17 protein-coding genes are annotated in these 19,191 nt (G+C 73.7%); 8 read left to right on the top strand and 9 right to left on the bottom strand.

Translation table 11 applies throughout. The annotated features are described in order from the left end of the window. Positions 1–113 precede the first annotated feature (113 nt). On the top strand, positions 114–3,335 hold the full coding sequence (locus tag ACZ4NB_RS15835; protein WP_467662163.1) for a sacsin N-terminal ATP-binding-like domain-containing protein: 3,222 nt from the start codon (positions 114–116) through the stop codon (positions 3,333–3,335). A 114-nt stretch (positions 3,336–3,449) separates the two neighbouring features. Here ACZ4NB_RS15835 and ACZ4NB_RS15830 read toward each other — a convergent pair whose 3' ends face one another. The 3 genes from ACZ4NB_RS15830 to ACZ4NB_RS15820 form a co-directional block, all read right to left on the bottom strand. Continuing rightward, entirely contained in the window at positions 3,450–3,629 is a 180-nt protein-coding gene (locus ACZ4NB_RS15830) for a hypothetical protein (RefSeq protein ID WP_467661834.1), read from the bottom strand. Between the two features lie 72 nt (positions 3,630–3,701). Further along, the gene (locus tag ACZ4NB_RS15825) at positions 3,702–6,167 is read right to left on the bottom strand and encodes an HAD-IC family P-type ATPase (protein ID WP_467661832.1); all 2,466 of its coding nucleotides are present in this window, start codon (positions 6,165–6,167) and stop codon (positions 3,702–3,704) included. 78 nt (positions 6,168–6,245) lie between these two features. Next, positions 6,246–6,506 (bottom strand): DUF2530 domain-containing protein, encoded by a 261-nt coding sequence (locus tag ACZ4NB_RS15820; RefSeq protein WP_399148588.1) that lies wholly within the window; start codon positions 6,504–6,506, stop codon positions 6,246–6,248. Positions 6,507–6,779: 273 nt separating this feature from the next. Between ACZ4NB_RS15820 and ACZ4NB_RS15815 the strand changes: the two genes are divergently transcribed. Next, positions 6,780–8,252, top strand: a complete 1,473-nt coding sequence (locus ACZ4NB_RS15815) for an NCS2 family permease (protein ID WP_467661830.1) — start codon at positions 6,780–6,782, stop codon at positions 8,250–8,252. On the opposite strand, the gene ACZ4NB_RS15810 is transcribed toward ACZ4NB_RS15815, so the two are convergent. Continuing rightward, complete coding sequence (locus ACZ4NB_RS15810; protein WP_467661828.1) at positions 8,245–8,436, bottom strand: hypothetical protein; 192 nt, start codon at positions 8,434–8,436, stop codon at positions 8,245–8,247. The two genes, ACZ4NB_RS15815 and ACZ4NB_RS15810, sit on opposite strands and share 8 nt — an antisense overlap. Before the next feature lie 130 nt (positions 8,437–8,566). On the opposite strand from ACZ4NB_RS15810, the gene ACZ4NB_RS15805 reads away from it, so the two are divergent. The 4 genes from ACZ4NB_RS15805 to thpR all read left to right on the top strand — a co-directional run bounded on the left by ACZ4NB_RS15805 (position 8,567) and on the right by thpR (position 11,672). After that, entirely contained in the window at positions 8,567–9,031 is a 465-nt protein-coding gene (locus tag ACZ4NB_RS15805; protein WP_384491500.1) for a MarR family winged helix-turn-helix transcriptional regulator, read from the top strand. A gap of 28 nt (positions 9,032–9,059) precedes the next feature. Beyond that, on the top strand, positions 9,060–10,448 hold the full coding sequence (locus tag ACZ4NB_RS15800; protein WP_467661826.1) for an MFS transporter: 1,389 nt from the start codon (positions 9,060–9,062) through the stop codon (positions 10,446–10,448). Between the two features lie 150 nt (positions 10,449–10,598). Next, complete coding sequence (locus tag ACZ4NB_RS15795) at positions 10,599–10,988, top strand: DUF2267 domain-containing protein (RefSeq protein ID WP_467662161.1); 390 nt, start codon at positions 10,599–10,601, stop codon at positions 10,986–10,988. Positions 10,989–11,102: 114 nt separating this feature from the next. Then, on the top strand, positions 11,103–11,672 hold the full coding sequence (thpR, locus tag ACZ4NB_RS15790) for an RNA 2',3'-cyclic phosphodiesterase (protein ID WP_467661824.1): 570 nt from the start codon (positions 11,103–11,105) through the stop codon (positions 11,670–11,672). Between the two features lie 235 nt (positions 11,673–11,907). Here the strand turns inward: thpR and ACZ4NB_RS15785 are convergent, their stop codons facing one another. Both ACZ4NB_RS15785 and ACZ4NB_RS15780 read right to left on the bottom strand, forming a co-directional pair. Then, positions 11,908–12,906, bottom strand: a complete 999-nt coding sequence (locus ACZ4NB_RS15785; protein ID WP_467661822.1) for an aldo/keto reductase — start codon at positions 12,904–12,906, stop codon at positions 11,908–11,910. Positions 12,907–12,982: 76 nt separating this feature from the next. Then, entirely contained in the window at positions 12,983–13,693 is a 711-nt protein-coding gene (locus tag ACZ4NB_RS15780; protein WP_467661820.1) for a GDSL-type esterase/lipase family protein, read from the bottom strand. A 115-nt stretch (positions 13,694–13,808) separates the two neighbouring features. Between ACZ4NB_RS15780 and ACZ4NB_RS15775 the strand changes: the two genes are divergently transcribed. Further along, positions 13,809–14,825 carry an SdiA-regulated/phytase-like domain-containing protein gene (locus ACZ4NB_RS15775; RefSeq protein ID WP_467661818.1) on the top strand — a complete coding sequence of 339 codons (1,017 nt, stop codon included), beginning with the start codon at positions 13,809–13,811 and terminating at the stop codon, positions 14,823–14,825. Here the strand turns inward: ACZ4NB_RS15775 and ACZ4NB_RS15770 are convergent. The 3 genes from ACZ4NB_RS15770 to ACZ4NB_RS15760 all read right to left on the bottom strand — a co-directional run bounded on the left by ACZ4NB_RS15770 (position 14,822) and on the right by ACZ4NB_RS15760 (position 17,663). Next, positions 14,822–15,286 carry a PPOX class F420-dependent oxidoreductase gene (locus tag ACZ4NB_RS15770; protein WP_467661816.1) on the bottom strand — a complete coding sequence of 155 codons (465 nt, stop codon included), beginning with the start codon at positions 15,284–15,286 and terminating at the stop codon, positions 14,822–14,824. The two genes, ACZ4NB_RS15775 and ACZ4NB_RS15770, sit on opposite strands and share 4 nt — an antisense overlap. A 178-nt stretch (positions 15,287–15,464) precedes the next feature. Beyond that, complete coding sequence (gene serC / locus ACZ4NB_RS15765; RefSeq protein ID WP_467661814.1) at positions 15,465–16,583, bottom strand: phosphoserine transaminase; 1,119 nt, start codon at positions 16,581–16,583, stop codon at positions 15,465–15,467. A gap of 93 nt (positions 16,584–16,676) precedes the next feature. Beyond that, a complete protein-coding gene (locus ACZ4NB_RS15760; protein WP_467661812.1) occupies positions 16,677–17,663 on the bottom strand; it encodes a helix-turn-helix transcriptional regulator in 987 nt (328 codons plus the stop codon). A 54-nt stretch (positions 17,664–17,717) separates the two neighbouring features. Here ACZ4NB_RS15760 and ACZ4NB_RS15755 point away from each other — a divergent pair, with 54 nt between their 5' ends. Further along, a complete protein-coding gene (locus ACZ4NB_RS15755) occupies positions 17,718–19,190 on the top strand; it encodes an FAD-binding oxidoreductase (RefSeq protein ID WP_467661810.1) in 1,473 nt (490 codons plus the stop codon). The last annotated feature ends 1 nt before the right edge of the window (position 19,191 follow it).

The raw sequence follows: 19,191 nt of genomic DNA, 5'->3' as shown, positions 1-19,191 counted from the left end.
GGCGATACCGTCTGCACACAGACTCAGCGAGGGAGACGAGAGACGTGACCGCAACGTCGTGGGTGCGAGGCGCAGCCGGAGACCCGTTCGGGACGGCTCGACTGCGGCGCGGCGTGCTGGACGCCTGGGCCGCGTCACCGGCCCGGTTCCGGGAGGACGCCAACGCCGAGGAGGATCTCGCGCTCGGCGGCTACCGCGACCGGCTCGCCGTGGAGCTGGCGCAGAACGCGGCGGACGCGGCGGCCCGCGCCGGCGTCCCCGGCCGGCTGCGGCTGACCCTGCACCCGGCCGACGGCGACGCCCCCGCCGTACTCGTCGCCTCCAACACCGGCGCTCCCCTCGACGCCACCGGCGTCGAGTCGCTGTCGACGCTGCGCGCCTCCGCCAAGCGGGAGGCCAGTGTGTCGGCCGGCGCGGTCGGCCGGTTCGGCGTGGGCTTCGCCGCGGTGCTGTCCGTGAGCGACGAGCCGGCGCTGGTGGGACGCACCGGCGGGGTGCGGTGGTCGCTGGCCGAGGCCCGCACCCTGGCGCAGGAGGTGGCGGCGCACAGCCCCGGCCTGGGCGGCGAACTGCGCCGCCGCGAGGGGCATGTGCCGCTGCTGCGGCTGCCGCTGCCCGCGGAGGGCACCGCGCCCGACGGGTACGACACCGCCGTCGTGCTGCCGCTGCGGGACGTCGCGGCGCAGGACCTCGCCGAGCGGCTGCTGGACGGTATCGACGCGGCGCTGCTGCTGACGCTGCCGGGGCTGGCCGAGGTCGTGGTCGAGACCCCGGAGGGCGTCCGCGAGTTGAGGCGGCGTCAGGACGGCCCGTACGTCCTGATCGAGGACAGTGAGCGGGGCGCCACCCGGTGGCGGGTGGCGACCGACGGCGGGCCGCTGGACCCGGCGCTGCTCGCCGACCGGCCCGTCGAGGAGCGGCTGCGGCCGTCGTGGTCGGTGACCTGGGCGGTGCCGGTGGACTCCGAGGGCGCGCCGGCCCGCCCGGGGACCACGCCGGTGGTGCACGCGCCGACGCCGACGGACGAGCCGCTGGACCTGCCCGGGCTGCTGATCGCCTCGTTCCCGCTGGAGCCGACCCGGCGCCATGTCGCCCCGGGCCCGCTGACGGACTTCCTGGTGGAGCGGGTGGCCGCCGCCTACGCGGCGCTGCTCGCGGACTGGCAGCCGGTGTCCGTCGCCACCCTCGACCTGGTGCCGGGGCCGCTGGGCAAGGGCGGACTGGACGGTGAGCTGCGCCGGCAGGTGCTCGCGCTGCTGCCGCGGGTGCGGTTCCTGCCGAGCGCGGGCGCGCCGGGCGCGGGGGAGCGGGCCGAGCCCGAGGCCCCGGCGGAGAGCGCCTGGGACTCCGGCGAGGACGCGGTGCGCTATGTCCTGCGGCCCGTGGAGGCCGAGGTGGTCGAGGGCGCCGGGGCCGCGACGGTCGCGGTGCTGGCCGAGCTGTTCCCCAGCCTGCTGCCGGCCGGCCTCGAACGGCGCCCGGAGCTGCGGTCGCTGGGCGTGGCCCGGGTGCCGTTCGGGGAGATCGTCGACCGCCTGGCGGGCGTCGAGCGGGCCCCCGGCTGGTGGTGGCGGCTGTACGACGCGCTGGCCGGCACCGACCCCGACCGGCTCAGCGGACTGCCGGTGCCACTGGCGGGCACGACCGGCCAGGGCCCCGGCGGGGCGAGTGGCACCGCGCGCACCACCATCGGGCCGCGCCAGGTGCTGCTGCCGCTGCCCGGGGGCGGCCCCGGAGAGGGCGAGGACGCCGCCCGGCACCGCATGCTCGCCCGGCTCGGGCTGAAGGTCGCCCACCCCGACGCGGTGCACCCGCTGCTGGAGAAGCTCGGCGCCACCCCGGCCGCGCCCCGCGCCGTGCTGACCACCCCTCAGGTGCGGGCGGCCGTGGAGAACTCGCTGGACGCGGACGAGGACGCCTACGACGTCTTCGCGGACGACTTCGCCGGCGGCGGGGCGGGGGCTGCGCCGGGCGCGGAGGAGCTGGCGGAGATGGTGCTCGGGCTGGTCCGGGACGCCAACCTCTCGCCCGGCGACGAGCCCTGGCTCGGCGCCCTCGCGCTGCCCGACGAGGACGGCGAGCTGTCCCCGGCGGGTGAGCTGGTGTACCCGGGCAGCGCTTTCGAGCGGGTCATCCGGGAGGGTGAACTCGCCGCATGCGATGAGGAGTTGGCCGCACGGTGGGGTGAGCAGCCGCTGACCGCCGTGGGCGTGCTGGCCGCCTTCGCGCTCGTACGGGCCACCGATGTCGTGCTCGACCCGGACGAGCTGGAGCCCCGCGACGGGGACTTCGCCGAGCCGGACGACGCCGGGCTGCTGGACGCCGTCGACGTGTGGTGCGAGGACCTCCTCGACGCCCTGCCGGACACCCCGGTCCCGCCGGTGCTCACCGAGCTGGTGGCCGTCCGCGACCTCGATCTGGTCGACGACGACGCCTGGCCGCAGGTGCTGGCGATGCTCTCCCAGCCGCCGCTGCGCGACGCGCTCACCGCACCCGCCCGGGTGCTCCTGCCCGACGGCACCACCGAGTCCGTACGCCCCTACACCGCCTGGTGGCTGCGCGGCCACCCGGTGCTGGACGGGCGGCGGCCCGCCGGTCTGCGCGCGGCGGGCGGCGACCCGCTGCTGGCCGGCCTCTACGAGTCCGCGGACGCCGGCGAGGTCGACGCCCAGGTGCTGCGCGCGCTCGGCGTGCGCACCACCGTCGCCGCCCTCCTGGACGAGCCGGGCGGCGCGGCCGAACTGCTGGCCCGCCTCGCCGACCCGGACCTGGCCGTGGGCGCGGCGCAACTCCACGGCCTCTACGGCCTGCTGGCGGACCTCGACCCCGATCAGGTGACGCTCCCCGACGAGCTGCGGGCCGTCCTCGACCGGGAGGTGCGGGTGGTGGACGCGGCGGACGCCGTGGTCGCCGACGCCCCGGATCTGATGCCGCTGGCGGCGGGGCTGCCCCTGCTGCCGGTGCGCCCGGCGCGCGCCGCGGACCTCGCCGAGCTGCTCCAGGTGCGCAGGCTGAGCGAGGCGGTCGCCGCCGAGGTGCGCTCCGAGGGCGTGCGCCACGAGGTCCCGGAGGCCGTACGGGCCCTGCTCGGCCCCGCCACCCCCGAGTCGTACCTGGAGCACGAGGAGCTGCTGGTCGGCGACGGCCCGGACGCCACCGCCGAACTGGACTGGCGCTGCGCTCCCGACGGCACCCTGCACGCCGCGACCCTGGAGGGCGTCGCCGCCGGCCTGGCCTGGGCGGCCGGCCAGTGGCCGCGCCGCTTCGAGGTCGCGGCGCTGCTGGAGGACCCGGACCGGGGCGAGGAGCTGGCGCGGGCGCGCTGGTTCGACTGACCGTCGGGGCCGGGGCGCACCGCACAGGGCCGGGGCGAGGTGTCGTCCCGGCCCGGACGACGGAGCTCCGGTCTGATCCGGTCGGTCGGTCGGATCGGGTTCGGCCGGGTCCGGTCAGTCCGAGGTGAACTTCTTCACCAGGGCCCAGACCACGAGGATCGCGCCGACGGCCAGGATCAGCCACTCCCACCAGTCCAGGACGCCGTCGCCCCCGTAGTGGGAGGTCGAGTGGTGGTAGTGGCGGTGCGAGCCGGCCAGCACCTGGTACGTGAGGTCCCCCGGAAAGAGTTTCATGGGGCGGAGGGTAGGGGAGGGCGCGGGCCGTGGCCAGGCCGCGGGGCGCGGGCTCGACCGCGAACCCGACCCTCAGGCCGGGAAGCGGCGGTCCACTCGGCGCCAGGTGATCTCCAGGAGCACCGCCGCCACCGCGGCGACGGCCACCGCCGTCCACGGCATCGTCGTACCGACCAGGCGCAGGTCGAAGAAGTCCTGCAGCCAGGGGGTGACCAGGACGATCAGGAAGCCCAGGCCCATGGCCAGCACCAGCGCGATCCGCCACCAGGTGTAGGGGCGGGCGATGATCGCCAGGACCCACATCGCGGTGAGGAAGAGGGTCAGCGTCGCGGCGCTGGTCTCGGCGGAGAGGGCGCCCGGGCCGCTGTAGTGGGCGCGGGCCAGGAGGTAGGTGGCGAAGGCGGCCACGCCCGTGATGATGCCGGAGGGGATCGCGTAGCGCATCACCCGGCGGACGAAGTGCGGGCGGGCGCGCTCCTTGTTGGGGGCCAGCGCCAGGAAGAACGCCGGGACGCCGATGGTCAGGGTGGACAGCAGCGTCAGATGGCGGGGCAGGTAGGGGTAGGGGATCTGGCAGCAGGCCACGAGGATCGCCAGCAGGACGGAGTAGACCGTCTTGGTGAGGAAGAGGGTGGCGACGCGGGTGATGTTGCCGATGACCCGGCGGCCCTCGGCGACCACGGACGGCAGGGTGGCGAAGCTGTTGTTCAGCAGGACGATCTGGGCCACCGCGCGGGTGGCCTCGGAGCCGGAGCCCATCGCCACGCCGATGTCGGCGTCCTTCAGGGCGAGGACGTCGTTGACGCCGTCGCCGGTCATGGCGACGGTGTGGCCGCGGGACTGCAGGGCCGCGACCATGTCCCGCTTCTGCCGCGGGGTGACGCGGCCGAACACCGCGCCCCGGTCCAGGGCGGCGGCCATCGCCTCCGCACGGGCGGGCAGGCTCCGGGCGTCCACGGGGGCGGTCGAGCCCGGCAGGCCCAGCTTGCCGGCCACCGCGCCGACGGACACCGCGTTGTCGCCGGAGATGACCTTGGCGCGGACGCCCTGCTCGGCGAAGTAGCGCAGGGTGTCGGGGGCCTCGGTGCGCAGCCGCTGCTCCAGGACGACCAGCGCGGTGGGGCGCACGCCCCGGGCGACCTCGGGGTCGTCCAGCTCCCGTTCGGCGCGGGCCAGCAGCAGCACCCGCAGGCCCTGGGCGTTGAGGTCGTCGATCTCGGCCAGGTGGTGGTCGCCGGCCGGCAGCAGGACGTCGGGGGCGCCCAGGAGCCAGGTCGTGCGCGCGCCGTGGGCGTCGTCGAGGGACGCCCCGCTGTATTTGCGGGCGGAGGAGAACGGCAGCGACCGCGTGCAGCGCCAGCCGCCGTCGGCGGGGTAGGCGTCGACGATCGCCTGGAGGGAGGCGTTGGGGCGGGGGTCGGACGCGCCGAGCGCGCCCAGCACCCGCTCGATATAGGCGTTCTCGCCGGCACTCCGCTCCGCTCGGTCTCCGCTGCCTTCCAAGCCTTCGGAGGCGGAGCCCATGACCCGCAGGGCGCTGACGTCCATACCTCCCTCGGTGAGCGTGCCGGTCTTGTCCAGGCAGACGACGTCGACCCGGGCCAGGCCCTCGATGGCGGGCAGTTCCTGGACGAGGCACTGCTGGCGGCCGAGCCGGACGACGCCGATGGCGAAGGCCACGGAGGTGAGCAGGACCAGTCCCTCGGGGATCATCGGGACGATGCCGGCGACCATCCGGCGGATCGCCTCGTCGGCCGGCAGGCCGAGGGTGAGCAGATGGCTGAGGATCAGGCCGAGCGCGGTGGGGATCATCATCCAGGTCACGTACTTGAGGATCCGGCTGATGCCGGAGCGCAGCTCGGAGTGGACCAGGGTGAAGCGGCTGGCCTCCTCGGCGAGCTGGGCCGCGTACGCCTGGCGGCCGACCTTGGTCGCGGTGAAGGCGCCGCCGCCCGCGACGACGAAGCTGCCGGACATCAGCGGCTCGCCGGGCTTCTTGACGACCGGGTCGGCCTCGCCGGTCAGCAGCGACTCGTCGATCTCCAGGCCGTCGGTCTCCAGGACCTCGCCGTCGACGACGACCTTGTCGCCGGGACCGAGTTCGATGACGTCGCCGAGGACGACCCGGGCGGTGGGGATCCGGGCGCGGACGCCGTCGCGCCGGACGGTCGGCCGGGCCTCGCCGATGACCGCCAGGTTGTCCAGGGTCTTCTTGGCGCGCAGCTCCTGGACGATGCCGATGCCGGTGTTGGCGACGATGACGAACCCGAAGAGGCCGTCCTGGAGGGGCCCCACGATCAGGATGATCACGAAGAGCACGCCGATGATCGCGTTGAAGCGGGTGAAGACGTTGGCGCGGATGATCTCGGCGGTGGAGCGGGAGGACCGTACGGGGACGTCGTTGACCTCGCCCCTGGCCACCCGCTCGGCGACCTCGGCGGCGGTCAGGCCGGGGTGGGCCGGGGCGCGGACGGCCGCTCCGGCCGGCTCACCGCCCGCTTCGGCGTTCCCGGCTTCGGTCCTCGCCCGATCCGTCATGCCCTCGACGTTACGGGCGCGGCGCGCACTTCACCCGCCGGCCGGGCGCCGGGTGCGGCGGGGGGAGGGGAGCCGGGGTCAGGAGTCGCCGGCGGCGGCCGCGGCGCGCTTGATCGCGGCGTCGCGCTTGCGGACGTACCAGATGCCCAGCAGGCCCAGGGCGCCGCCGGCCAGGCAGGTCCACACCCACCAGGCGTGGCCGTTGTCGGCGTACCAGCCGTAGAAGGGCAGCTGGCCGAGGAAGAGCACGAACCAGATGATCGTGCCGCCGGTGATCGTGCCGACGACGGGGCCCTCCAGAGGCGCCGGGGCCGGGCGCAGTTCGGACTTCTTCCACATGGTGTTCAGCTTACGGGGGTCGCATGCGGGGCCGGACGGCGGACGCAGGGCGAGGCATCCCGCGGCGGGAGGGCGCGGGCCCGCCCCAGGACAACAGGGGTCTACGCGCGGAGATAGCGATCAATGCATTGTTTATTCATACTGAACCTTTCTGGATCTGACCGGATCGGATCGTCGATTCATCCAACGTGATCCGGTTATTGATGCTCTGTACGTGTTCCGGGCCCACGGGCCCCCGCGCCTTCCCCAGGCCCGTCCGACTGAGGTCCCTGCATGTCCCCCTCGGCCACCACGCCGGTCGATCCCCTTGAGAACCCGGCGCCGACGCCCCCCAAGAACGGTTTCGACCGCTTCTTCAAGATCTCCGAGCGGGGGTCGACGGTCAGCCGCGAACTGCGCGGCGGTCTGGCGACGTTCTTCGCGATGGCCTACATCATCGTGCTGAACCCGATCATTCTCGGCTCCGGAGTCGATAAGTTCGGCCACCATCTCGACAACGGCCAGCTGGTCACCGCGACCGCGCTGATGGCCGGGCTGTGCACCGTCCTGATGGGCGTCATGGGCAACGTCCCGATCGCCATCGCCGCGGGACTGGGCATCAACGCCGTGGTCTCGCTCCAGCTCGCCCCCAAGATGAGCTGGCCGGACGCGATGGGCATGGTCGTGCTCGCCGGTCTGGTGCTGATGATCCTGGTCGCCTCGGGTCTGCGGCAGCGGGTGATGGACGCGATCCCGGGCGGGCTGCGCCGGGCCATCGCCATCGGCATCGGCCTGTTCATCTCGCTGGTCGGCCTGGTCGACGCGGGCTTTGTGACCCGCAACCCGGACGCCGCGCACACCACCGTGCCGATGGGCCTGGGCCAGGGCGGTCAGCTCCAGGGGTGGCCGGTGCTGGTGTTCGTCGTCGGTCTGGCGCTGATGTTCATCCTGACCGTGCGCAAGGCCAAGGGCGCGATCCTCATCGGCATGGTGACGATGGCGGTGGCCGCGATCGTCATCAACGCCGTCGCCGACATCCCGGACGCGGCATGGGGACTGGCCGTCCCCAACGTCCCGGACAAGATCATCGGCGCCCCGGACTTCGGCCTGATCGGCCAGATCAGCCTCTTCGGCGGCTTCAAGGAAGTCGGTCTGCTGACCGGCTGCCTGTTCGTCTTCACCGTGCTGCTGTCCGGCTTCTTCGACGCGATGGGCACCATCATCGGCGTCGGCGAGGAGGCCGGGCTGCTGGACAACGAGACCGGCAACCTGCCGAACATGGGCCGGATCCTGATGGCGGACGGCATCGCGGTCGCGGGCGGCGGCTTCGGCTCCGCCTCGGCCAACACCTGCTTCGTGGAGTCCACGGCCGGCGTCGGCGAGGGCGCCCGCACGGGCCTGGCGAACCTGATGACCGGCGGGCTGTTCCTGCTCGCGCTGATCTTCACGCCGCTGGCGACCGTGGTCCCCTCCCAGGCGGCGACGCCGGCGCTGGTGGTCGTCGGCTTCCTGATCATGGCCTCGAACGTCCGGGACATCGACTGGGGCGACTTCACCGTCGGCATCCCGGCGTTCCTGACGCTGGTCTCGATGCCGTTCACGTACAGCATCACCAACGGCATCGGCATCGGCGTGCTGTCGTACATCCTGCTGCGCACCGCGACCGGCCGGTTCCGGCAGATTCCGTGGCTGCTGAACGCGGTCGGGGTCTGCTTCCTGGTCTACTTCCTGCTGCACCCGATCGAGCAGGTCCTGGGCGTCAAGTAGCCGACCAGCGCACGCCGAGCTTCTCGGTCTCGTCGACGGACGATTTGAACCGTTCGTCGAAGTCCTCGCGGATGAGCGTCCGGACGACATAGTCCTGGACGCTCATTCCGCGTTTTGCGGCGTGCTGCCGAATGCGCTCCAGCAGCTCCCCGTCCACGCGCAGGCTGAGCACTCGCGATCCCATACGGACACGGTCCCGTCCTCTCCCGGTCAGGTGTGTCACTTTCCGCCGCGTCCTCACTCATATGGGTGATCCATGGTGGACACCAGCCCGCAGCTTTACTTAGAGAGGGTAATGAGTTATGCTAAAGACCATGCCGGAACTGTCCCACCCCCAGCCTGACGGCCGGGCGGTGCACCCAGATGACGCGGCCGCGGTGAACGCACTGCGGTCCGCCGTGATGCGCCTGTCCCGCCGGCTCAAGCACCAGCGGGTGGACGAGTCGCTCAGCCCCACCGAGATGTCGGTGCTCGGCACCCTGGCCCGCTGCGGCCGGGCCACGCCGGGTGAGCTGGCCCGCAAGGAGCATGTGCAGCCGCCGTCGATGACCCGCATCGTGGCCATGCTCGAAGCCAAGGGACTGGTCCGGCTCGAACCGCACCCCGACGACCGCCGCCAGAAGGTCGTCACGCAGACCGAAGAGGCCGAGGCGATGCTGGAGGAGAGCCGCCGCAAGCGCAACGCCTGGCTCGCCGAGCTGGCCTCCGGACTGGACGAGGACGAGTGGGCGAAGGTGCGGGCCGCCGCGCCCGTACTGGAGAAGCTGGCACAGCTGTAGAACCCAAGGCCAAGGAGGCGAACCCGATTTGAGTACGGGATCCGGAGCAGACTCCGCCCCCGCACCGAACTCCGACGACGGCACGGTCCCCCGCGATCCGACCGCGACCGCCCCGCGCAAGGGCACGTTCAGCTCCCTGCGCATACGCAACTACCGTCTCTTCGCCACCGGCCAGATGGTGTCCAACACCGGCACCTGGATGCAGCGCATCGCCCAGGACTGGCTGGTGCTCAGCCTCACCGGCTCGTCCGCCGCGGTCGGTATCACCACCGCGCTGCAGTTCCTGCCGATGCTGCTCTTCGGCCTCTACGGCGGCGTCATCGCCGACCGCTTCGCCAAGCGCAGGCTGCTGCTGCTCACCCAGTCCGCCATGGGCCTGACCGGCCTCGCCCTCGCCGCGCTCACGCTCAGCGGCCAGGTGCAGGTCTGGCACGTCTACCTGGTCGCCTTCCTCCTCGGCCTGGCCACCGTCGTCGACAACCCCGCCCGGCAGGCGTTCGTCTCGGAGATGGTCGGCCGGGACGAGCTGCGCAACGCCGTCAGCCTCAACTCCGCCAATTTCCAGTCCGCGCGCCTGATCGGCCCCGCGGTGGCCGGCGTGCTGATCACGGCGTTCGGCAGCGGCTGGGCCTTCCTGCTCAACGGCCTGTCCTTCGTGGCGCCGGTCGTCGGCCTGCTGATGATGCGCCCGGCCGAACTCCACAAGGTCGAGCGGGTCCCCCGCAGCAAGGGGCAGCTGCGCGAGGGCCTGCGCTATGTCTCCGGCCGCCCCGACCTGGTCTGGCCGATCGTCCTGGTCGGCTTCATCGGCACGTTCGGCTTCAACTTCCCGATCTGGCTGACCGCGTTCGTCTACCACGTCTTCCATCAGGGCGCCGGCACCTACGCCCTGTTCAACGGCCTGTTGGCGGCCGGCTCGCTGATCGGCGCGCTGCTCGCCGCCCGCCGCGCCGGCTCCCGGCTGCGCCTGCTGGTCGGCGCCGCCGCGCTCTTCGGCGTCCTGGAGATCACGGCCGCGCTGGCACCCTCCTTCTGGATCTTCGCGGCCCTGCTCGCCCCCATCGGCATGGCCGGCCTGACGATCAACGTCACCGCCAATTCGAGCGTCCAGCTGGGCACCGACCCGCTGATGCGCGGCCGGGTGATGAGCCTGTTCATGATGGTCTTCATGGGGGGCACCCCGCTCGGCGCCCCCCTCGTCGGCTGGGTCACCGACGCCTTCGGCGCCCGTGTCGGGTTCCTTGCGGGCGGTGTGGTCTCGCTGGCCGCCGCGACCCTGATCGGCCTGGTCCTCGCCCGGACCGGCGGCCTCCGGCTCAAGATCGACCTCCGCCGGGGCCATCGGCACGTCGCCTTCGTGCCGCGGGCCGCGGCTCTCGCCCCGTCCGGCGAGAAGGAGCTGTCCCCGGCCGCGTAGCGGCGCCCCACCCGCGCCCCCGCTCCGCTCCCGCGGTCGCCGCGCGCGCCGCGCCGCGCGCGGTCACCATGGGCCCAAGGGCGCAGAGCGGTTCTCCGCGGACACCCCGGTGCCGCGGAGAGGCGCGGAAAGGGGACAGCCGTGGTGCCCATACGAGGGGAGGCGTTCCTGGCGCAGGTCCGGGAGCGCGGTGAGTACGCCTCGGCGCAGGAGGCGGAGCGGGCGGCGCGGGTCGTGCTCGCGGTGCTGGGCGCGCATCTGGTGGGCACCGAGCGGGCCGAGCTGGCCGCCTGCCTGCCGGAGACCTTCGAGCTGATCCTGCTCAGCCCGCTGCCGGCCGTCGAGCCGCTGGATCCCGAACGGTTCGTCCGCGCTACCGCGGCCTGGATCGAGGGGGCCAACGAGGAGACCGCCCGATGGGACGTCGGCGCGGTGCTCAGCGTGGTCGCCGACGCCGCCGGCGACGACCTGATGCGGCGTGTCCTGCTCCAGCTGCCCCCGGACTACGACCTGCTCTTCGGCCGCCCCCGGCGGGTCTGATCCCCGCCCGTACGGCCCCGGGGCCGTACGGGGCCGTACGGGGCGCGCCGCACCGATCCGGCCGGGCCCCCGCGGACGCCCGGTCCGCCGGGCGGTGTGGGCCAGACTGGCCGCATGAGACTCTTCGCGGCGGTCCTGCCGCCCGCCCCCGCCCTTGAGGAACTGGCCGTCGAGGTGGCGCGGTTGAAGCGACTCCCGGCCGCCGACCGGCTGCGCTGGACCGGCCGGGACGGCTGGCACTTCACCCTCGCCTTCTACGGCGAGGTGCCCGAGGAGATCCTGCCCGAGCTGCACGAGCGGCTGGCCCGCGCGGCCCACCGCCGCGATCCGTACGCACTGCGGATCGCCGGCGGCGGCCGCTTCTCGGACCGCGTGGTGTGGGCCGGGGCCGACGGCGACCGGCCCGCCATGGGCAGGCTCGCCGACTCGGCGTCGGCCGCGGGCCGCCGGGCCGGCCTGGCCATGGCCGACGAGCACCGCCCGTACACCCCGCACCTCACCCTCGCCAGGAACCGCACCGCCAACCTGAACCTCGCCCCGTACGCGGCCGCCCTGAAGGACTTCCACGGCTCCTCCTGGACCGTCGGGGCGCTCTCCCTGATCCGCAGCCATCCGCCCGTCCCCGGACCGGCCGGCGCACAGCCCCGCTACGAGGAGATCGCCTCCTGGCCGCTGGGCCGCTGAGCGGCCCGGGGAGCCCGCCGCCGAGGGGCGTGGGGGAGCGCGGGGGCCGGCCCGCGTGCCCGGGTCGTTGAAATGTTCGGATCCACCCCGGTTACGCTCAGGGGGTGGACCCGAAAACCCGTAACCGCATCATGTCCGGCCTGCTCGCCGTGCTGCTCGTCGTCGTGATCGTGGCGGCGGCGCTGCGCTGACGGCCGCCCGGCCGGACCCGGCGGCCGTCAGCGCGCCGCCTTCGTCACCAGGCGAACGCCTCCGGTGACGGCCCCGGCCCGGGGAAGATCTCGTCGAGCGACGCCAGCAGCTCGTCCGGCAGCTTCAGCTCGACGGCGCGCAGCGCGGAGGCGAGCTGGTCGGCGGTGCGCGGGCCGACGATGGGGCCGGTGACCCCCGGGCGGGTCAGCAGCCAGGCCAGCGCCACCTCGCCGGGCTCCAGGCCGTGCTTGGCGAGCAGATCCTCGTAGGACTGGATCCGGGCGCGGATGGCGGAATCGGCCAGCGAGTCGGCCGAGCGGCCGGAGACCGAGCGGGCCGCGCCGCCCTCGCGCTCCTTGCGGATCGCGCCGCCCAGCAGCCCGCCGTGCAGCGGGGACCAGGGGATGACGCCCAGGCCGTAGCTCTCGGCGGCCGGAATGACCTCCATCTCGGCCCGCCGCTCCGCCAGGTTGTACAGGCACTGCTCGCTGACCAGGCCGTACGAGCCGCGCCGGGCGGCGGTCTCGTTGGCGCGGGCGATATGCCAGCCGGCGTGGTTGGACGAGCCGGCGTAGAGGATCTTGCCCTGCTGGACGAGGACGTCGATGGCCTGCCAGATCTCCTCCCAGGGGGTGTCCCGGTCGACGTGGTGGAACTGGTAGAGGTCGATGTACTCGGTGCCCAGCCGCTGGAGGCTGGCGTCCACCGCCCGCCGGATGTTGAGGGCGGAGAGCTTGTCGTGGTTGGGCCAGACCGCGTCCCCGTCGGGGGCCATGTTCGCGTAGACCTTGGTGGCCAGCACGGTCTTGTCGCGGCGGCCGCCGCCCTTGGCGAACCACGAGCCGACGATCTCTTCCGTGCGGCCCTTGTTGGCGCCCCAGCCGTAGACGTTGGCGGTGTCGAGGAAGTTGACGCCGGCGCCGAGCGCCGCGTCCATGATGGTGTGGCTGTCGGCCTCGTCCGTCTGGGGCCCGAAGTTCATCGTCCCGAGGACGAGTCGGCTGACCTTGAGTCCGGTGCGTCCGAGCTGCGTGTACTCCATAGTGCGTCAGCCAACGCCTTGAAGTGCGCCCGAAGCAAGGATGTGCGCGCGGCGGCCGCGGCGTGGCGGCCCCGGCTCAGTGCACCGCGGCGGCCGGGTGCGGTGCGTCCGGCCGGTACGGGCCGCCGACCCCCCACGCCTGGTGCATCGCGTCGGCGAACGCCCCCGCCAGCAGGTGCTCGCCCCATGCGGAGGGGTGGGTGCCGTCGTAGGTGGCGTGCCCGGTGTCCCAGTCGGCCGGCTCCGAGGCCAGCAGCAACGGCGAGGCGGGCGTGGACAGATCGCCGACGGCCTTGGCCAGCAGCTCGTTGAAGCGCGCGCACTGGGCGCCGAAGGCGGCGTCCGCGGCCGCCCGCACGTTGGGGATGACGGGCATCAGCACGGCCCGGACGTGTGGCGCCGCCGCCCGCGCCCGCGCCACGAACTCCCGTACGTTCTCGGCGGTCTGCTCGGCGTTGGTGTAGAAGCCGAGGTCTATCAGGCCGAGCGAGACCAGCAGGGTGTCGGCCTCATGGCGGTCCATCGCCTCGCCGATCAGCGGCGCCATGTGCAGCCAGCCCTCGCCCCATCCGGCGAGATGGCACCGGGCTTCCTGGGGGAAGCCGGGGTCGCCGTAGGCGTGTGAGGTGGCGGCGTCGGCGGCGGGGTCGTGGAGGGTGCGGCGCGGGCCGACGATGCGGTACGCGTCGCCGCAGGTGGCGTTCAGGTGCTGCCACATCCGGTAGCGCCATGTGAAATCGCCGGTGCTCCCTATCGTCATCGAGTCACCGACGAACATGATCCTCATCGGGCCATGATGGCCGAGAACCCCTGCGACCTGGTACGTGACGCTGACCACGCCCGCCGGCCACCGAGTCGGTGCCCCCTCCGCGCGCCGGTGCCCGGGATGGCAGTCTGTGCCCATGCGTTCGCTTCTGTGCGCGGCCGGTGCCGCGGGGGTCCTGTGGGCGGCGGCGGCCGGGCCGGCCCTCGCCGACGAGCCCGACGGCTTCACCATCGGCGATCCCCGGATCACCGAGTCCAGCGGGCTGGCCGCCAGCCGGGCGCACCCCGGCGTCTACTGGACCCACAACGACAGCGACGACGGCCCGTACGTCTACGCCGTCGACGGCAGGACCGGCCGTACGGTCGCCAGGATCACGCTGCGCGGCATCGGCACGCCCCGGGACGTCGAGGCCATCTCGGTCGGCCCGGACGGCAACGTCTACGTCGGCGACATCGGCGACAACCTCGGCGGCACGTGGAAGAACGTGTGGATCTACCGCTTCCCGGAGCCGGCGAAGCTGCGCGACGCCACCGTCACCGCCACCCAGTTCGACGTGGTGTACGCCGACGGGCCGCGGGACGCCGAGGCGCTGATGGTGCACCCCAGGACCGGCCGGGTCTATATCGCCAGCAAGAAGCAGGGCGGCGGCGGTGCGCTCTACGAGGGCCCGCGGCACCTCGCCACCGCCGGCCCCAACACCTTCCGCAAGGTCGCGCCGATCGATCTGTGGGTGACCGACGGCGCGTTCTCGCCGGACGGTACGCGGCTGGTGATGCGCAGCTACTTCGGCGCCCGGATCTACCGGTGGCAGGACGGGCGGCCGAAGGACATCGGCAGCGTGGGCGTACCGATCCAGCAGCAGGGCGAGTCGGTCGCCTTCACCCCCGACGGCCGCACCCTGATGTACGGCTCCGAGGGCCGCGGCAGCGAGGTCCGGCCGGTCGGGCTGAGCGGCGAGCAGCTGCCGGAGTCGGCGAAGGAGTCCGGCGGCCCCGACGACCCGGCGGGCGGCGGGAGTTCCGCCGACGGCCCTGACGGGAAGGGGGGTTCGGGCACGGAGCTCAAGCCCGGCGTCGTCAAGGGCGCGCTGATCCTCGCGGCGGCGACGGCGCTGGTCGTGGCCGTACGGCGGCTTCTGCGGCGGCGGTCCTAGGGGGTGTCCGACGCCGCCTCACCGGACCGGCCCTGGGAGGCCGCCGGCGGCCAGGCGTCGGCCTCCGCCGTCAGCCGCAGCTCGTAGTGGAGGGTGCGCTCCTTCTTCATCCGGTGCGCCAGCGGCACCAGCAGCCCGTGGATCAGCGGGTACTTCCGGGTCAGCGACCGCTCGGCCCGCCGGTACTCCCGGGTCTGCGGATCCAGCAGCCGCACCCGGGCCCTGACGGCGGGTCCGGTGGGTTTGCCCCGCCAGGTGGACGCGCAGATCTCCACCTCGGGGAAGTTCCGCATCCGCTTGGCTTTCCAGGCGCTGCCGTACGTGCGGATATAGGCGTGGTCGCCGTCGACGGCGATGTTGACCGGTGTGCCGACACCGGTCCCGTCCCGCTTGTACGTGGTCAGCAGGATCGCCCCTTGCCGCTCGAAGGGGGTCAGGCCGGGGCTGGGGGGAGTGGTCATGCCCCCATACAGGCATATCCGGCCCGTTTCGTCACTTCGCGGTGCGTCCGTTCGGGGGGCGTCTCGGGCTGTCGTTCGGCCGGTTCCGGACGGATGCGCGGCGGTCGGGCGCAGCAGCGCCGCGGGCCCCGGCGAAGGACGCCGGGGCTCGCGGCGCGGTGTGCTGCCGAACCGGCCGTTACAGCTGGCCGATCACGTAGTCGACGCAGGCCGTCAGGGCCTCGACGTCCGACGGGTCGATCGCCGGGAACATCGCGATGCGCAGCTGGTTGCGGCCCAGCTTGCGGTAGGGCTCGGTGTCGACGATGCCGTTGGCCCGCAGGGCCTTGGCGACGGCCGCCGCGTCGATGTCGTCGTGGAAGTCGATCGTGCCGATGACCTGCGAGCGCTTGGCCGGGTCGACGACGAACGGGGTGGCGTACTTGGAGTCCTCGGCCCAGCCGTACAGGGTGCGGGCGGAGGTGGCGGTGCGGCGGACCGCCCAGTCCAGACCGCCCTGGCCGTTGATCCACTCCAGCTGCTCGTTGAGCAGGAAGAGGGTGGACAGGGCCGGGGTGTTGTACGTCTGGTTCTTCAGGGAGTTGTCGATCGCCGTGGGCAGCGAGAAGAACTCCGGGATGTGGCGGCCGGAGGCGTGGATGGCGCGGGCGCGCTCCAGGGCGGCGGGGGAGAAGGCCGCCAGCCACAGTCCGCCGTCGGCGGCGAAGGACTTCTGCGGGGCGAAGTAGTAGACGTCGGTCTCGGCGATGTCGACGGGGAGGCCGCCGGCGCCGGACGTGGCGTCGACCAGGACCAGGGAGCCGGAGTCGGCGCCCGCGACGCGCCGGATGGGGGCGGCGACACCGGTCGAGGTCTCGTTGTGGGTGAACGCGTAGACGTCCACGCCCGCTTCGGCCTCCGGGTCCGGGTGGCTGCCCGGGTCGGCGGAGATGACGGTGGGCTCCGCCAGCCACGGCGCCAGCTTGGCGGCCTTGGCGAACTTCGAGGAGAACTCGCCGAAGGACAGGTGCTGGGACTTGCGCTCGATCAGGCCGTGCGTCGCGATGTCCCAGAACGCGGTGGAGCCGCCGTTGCCGAGCACGACCTCGTAGCCCTCGGGGAGCGCGAAGAGGTCGCGTACGCCGTCGCGCACCTTGCCGACCAGGTTCTTGACCGGGGCCTGGCGGTGGGACGTGCCGAGAAGGGAGCTACCGGTGGCGGCCAGGGCGCCGAGCGCCTCCGTACGCACCTTGGAGGGGCCCGCGCCGAAGCGTCCGTCGGCGGGCTTGATGTCAGCGGGAATCTGGATATCAGCCACGGGCGAAGCCTAATCCGTCGCGCTGCGGGGTCCGGCGGCACGTCCAGCGGGTGAGATGGTCGCCGATCGCAGGCTGGACAGGCCGGGCGGGGATCACGGCGGCGGCCCGTCCTCGGCGTACGCCCCGGCGATGGCGGCCGCGGCCCGCGCCATCACCCGGCGGGCGGCGGGCGGGCCGAGCACTTCGACGTCGTCGCCGAACTGGAGCAGCTGGCGGACGGCGGGCAGGACCGGGTAGGCCAGTTCGAGCACGGCCCAGTCCTCGCCGCCCGCTTCGGTGTCACCCGTACGGGGCGGGCCGGTCAGCGACCCGCCCAGGATGCGTACGGCCAGATCCAGTCGTGTGCGGCGGATGCGGGCGGTGACCCGGACGTCCGCGGGCCGGTCCTCCACCTGGCTCCGCAGCCGCCGCCAGACCTCGGCGAGCTCCACGCCGGGGCGCCGCCGCACCGGGGTGTCGGTGAGCGTCGCGCGGTCCACCCGGTCGGCCCGGAAGAGCTGCGGGCGGCCGCGCCGGTCGGCGACGAGGTACCAGGTGCCGGCCTTCGCCACCAGTCCGTACGGATCGACGGTGTACGTGCGCAGCCGGGTCTCGCCGCTATGGCGGTAGCGGATGCGCAGCCGCAGATCGCTGAAGACGGCGGTGTGCAGCACGTCGAGGTCGACGGCGGGGGACGGGCGGGCCAGCCAGCGGTCCGGGTCGACCAGGATGCGGCGGCTGGTCAGCTCAGCGGCCGGGCGGTGCGGTGCGGGCAGCGCGGCCATCACCTTGCGCAGCGCCGAGCCGAGCGCGCCGTCCAGGCCGAGGGCGCTGTGGGCGCCCTGTGCGGCCAGGACGAACAAGGCGCGCGCCTCGTCGGTGGTCAGCCCCGTGACGTCGGTGCGGAAGCCGGGCAGCAGGGCGATCCCGCCGTGCCGGCCGCGCTCGGCGTAGACCGGCACACCGGCCGCCGACAGGGACTCGATATCGCGGTAGACGGTCCGGCGGGAGACCTCCAGCCGCTCGGCGAGCTCCCCGGCCGGCACCCGGCCGCGGGTCTGGAGGAGCAGCAGGATCGACAGCAGGCGGTCGGACTTCACCGACCGATTTATATATGACGGCCGGTGTCAACTTATCGCGGCAGGGTGCGGGGCATGCAGATCGACGACCTCGCCCCCGCGCACCCCGCCTTCCCCTTCTCCCCCGCCGTCCTGGCCGCCCTGAAGCGGGAGGTGACCGGGGTCGTCCTCGTCCCCGGCGACGACGGCTACGACGCGGAGCGGTCCGGGTTCCAGCTGGCCCACCGGCACCGGCCGGCCGTCGTCGTCGGCGCCGGGCACGCCGACGACGTCCTCGCCGCGGTGCGCTTCGCCCGTGCGCAGGGGCTGCCCGTCGCCGTCCAGGCCACCGGGCACGGGCGCTCCGCCGCCACCGACGGCGGACTGCTGATCAGCACCCGGCGGATGGACGAGGTCCGCATCGACGCGGCGGCCCGTACCGCCCGCGTCGCGGCGGGCGTCGTCTGGGGCCAGGTGATCGCGGCGGCCGCCCCGCACGGGCTCGCGCCGCTCAACGGCTCCTCCCCGGGCGTCGGCGTCGTCTCCTACACCCTCGGGGGCGGGGTCGGCGTGCTGGCCCGCACCTACGGCTTCGCCGCGGACCACGTACGCTCCGTCGACCTGGTCACCGCCGACGCCCGGCGGCGGCACGTCACCGCCGAGCGCGAGCCGGAGCTGTTCGCCGCGCTGCTCGGCGGCGGCCACGGCCTGGGGGTGGTGACCGCGATGGAGTTCGGCCTGATGCCGGTGGCGCGGCTGTACGGCGGGCAGCTGGTGTTCGGCGCGGAGCGGGTCGACGAGGCGCTGGCGGCGTATCTGCGCTGGACCGAGACCGTCCCCGACGAGCTGACGTCCTCGCTCGCGCTGATGGCCTACCCCGATCTGCCGCAGCTGCCGGCGGACCTGCGCGGCCGCTACCTCGTGCACCTCCGCATCGCCTACACCGGCAGCGCCGAGGAGGGCGAGCGGCTGGTGGCGCCGCTGCGCGCGGTGGGCCCGAGGGTCGCCGACGACCTGCGCGAGATGGCCTACGAGGAGTCGCACACCATCCACCGCGACCCCAGCGATCCGCACGCCTACGACGGCGACAACGCGCTGCTCGGCGCTCTGGACGCGGCGGCGCTGCGCCGGGTGGCCGCGCTGACCGGCCCGGCCGCCCCGACGATGTGCGTGGTGCAGCTCAACCACCTCGGGGGAGCGATGGCGGCGCCCGGCGCCGTCGGCGCCGTCGGCCACCGCACCGCCCGCTACGCGCTGCGGGTGCTCTCGCCGCTGCCCGCGGACGACACCGGCGCGGGCCTGGCGACCGTACGGGCGCTGCACGCCGAGGCGCTCGCGGTCGTCGCGCCCTGGCGGCTCGGCCGGAGCGTGAACTTCCTCTTCGGCGGCCACGGGGAGCGGCCGGACGCGGCCGAGGTGGCGCGCAGCGCGCACGACGCCGACGAACAGCGCCGACTGGCCGGGCTCAAGGCCGCCCACGACCCGCAGAACGTCTTCCGCTTCCACCCGACCGCGGCCGCGGCGCCGGGCCGCGAACCGGCGGCCGCGGCGGCCTCCCGGGCCGGCTGAC

It is taken from the genome of Streptomyces sp. NPDC026575 (assembly GCF_055567415.1).
Note: the sequence above shows the minus strand (reverse complement) of the source record. Positions and strands in the feature narration are given on the sequence as shown.

Excerpts from the sequence above, each read along its gene's own strand:
- ACZ4NB_RS15810 (WP_467661828.1), bottom strand. The coding sequence starts at position 8,436 with ATGGGATCGCGAGTGCTCAGCCTGCGCGTGGACGGGGAGCTGCTGGAG.
- ACZ4NB_RS15825 (WP_467661832.1), bottom strand. The coding sequence starts at position 6,167 with ATGACGGATCGGGCGAGGACCGAAGCCGGGAACGCCGAAGCGGGCGGT.
- ACZ4NB_RS15770 (WP_467661816.1), bottom strand. The coding sequence starts at position 15,286 with ATGACCACTCCCCCCAGCCCCGGCCTGACCCCCTTCGAGCGGCAAGGG.
- ACZ4NB_RS15815 (WP_467661830.1), top strand. The coding sequence starts at position 6,780 with ATGTCCCCCTCGGCCACCACGCCGGTCGATCCCCTTGAGAACCCGGCG.
- ACZ4NB_RS15780 (WP_467661820.1), bottom strand. The coding sequence starts at position 13,693 with ATGAGGATCATGTTCGTCGGTGACTCGATGACGATAGGGAGCACCGGC.
- ACZ4NB_RS15805 (WP_384491500.1), top strand. The coding sequence starts at position 8,567 with ATGCCGGAACTGTCCCACCCCCAGCCTGACGGCCGGGCGGTGCACCCA.
- ACZ4NB_RS15775 (WP_467661818.1), top strand. The coding sequence starts at position 13,809 with ATGCGTTCGCTTCTGTGCGCGGCCGGTGCCGCGGGGGTCCTGTGGGCG.
- ACZ4NB_RS15820 (WP_399148588.1), bottom strand. The coding sequence starts at position 6,506 with ATGTGGAAGAAGTCCGAACTGCGCCCGGCCCCGGCGCCTCTGGAGGGC.
- ACZ4NB_RS15755 (WP_467661810.1), top strand. The coding sequence starts at position 17,718 with ATGCAGATCGACGACCTCGCCCCCGCGCACCCCGCCTTCCCCTTCTCC.
- thpR (WP_467661824.1), top strand. The coding sequence starts at position 11,103 with ATGAGACTCTTCGCGGCGGTCCTGCCGCCCGCCCCCGCCCTTGAGGAA.
- ACZ4NB_RS15785 (WP_467661822.1), bottom strand. The coding sequence starts at position 12,906 with ATGGAGTACACGCAGCTCGGACGCACCGGACTCAAGGTCAGCCGACTC.
- ACZ4NB_RS15830 (WP_467661834.1), bottom strand. The coding sequence starts at position 3,629 with ATGAAACTCTTTCCGGGGGACCTCACGTACCAGGTGCTGGCCGGCTCG.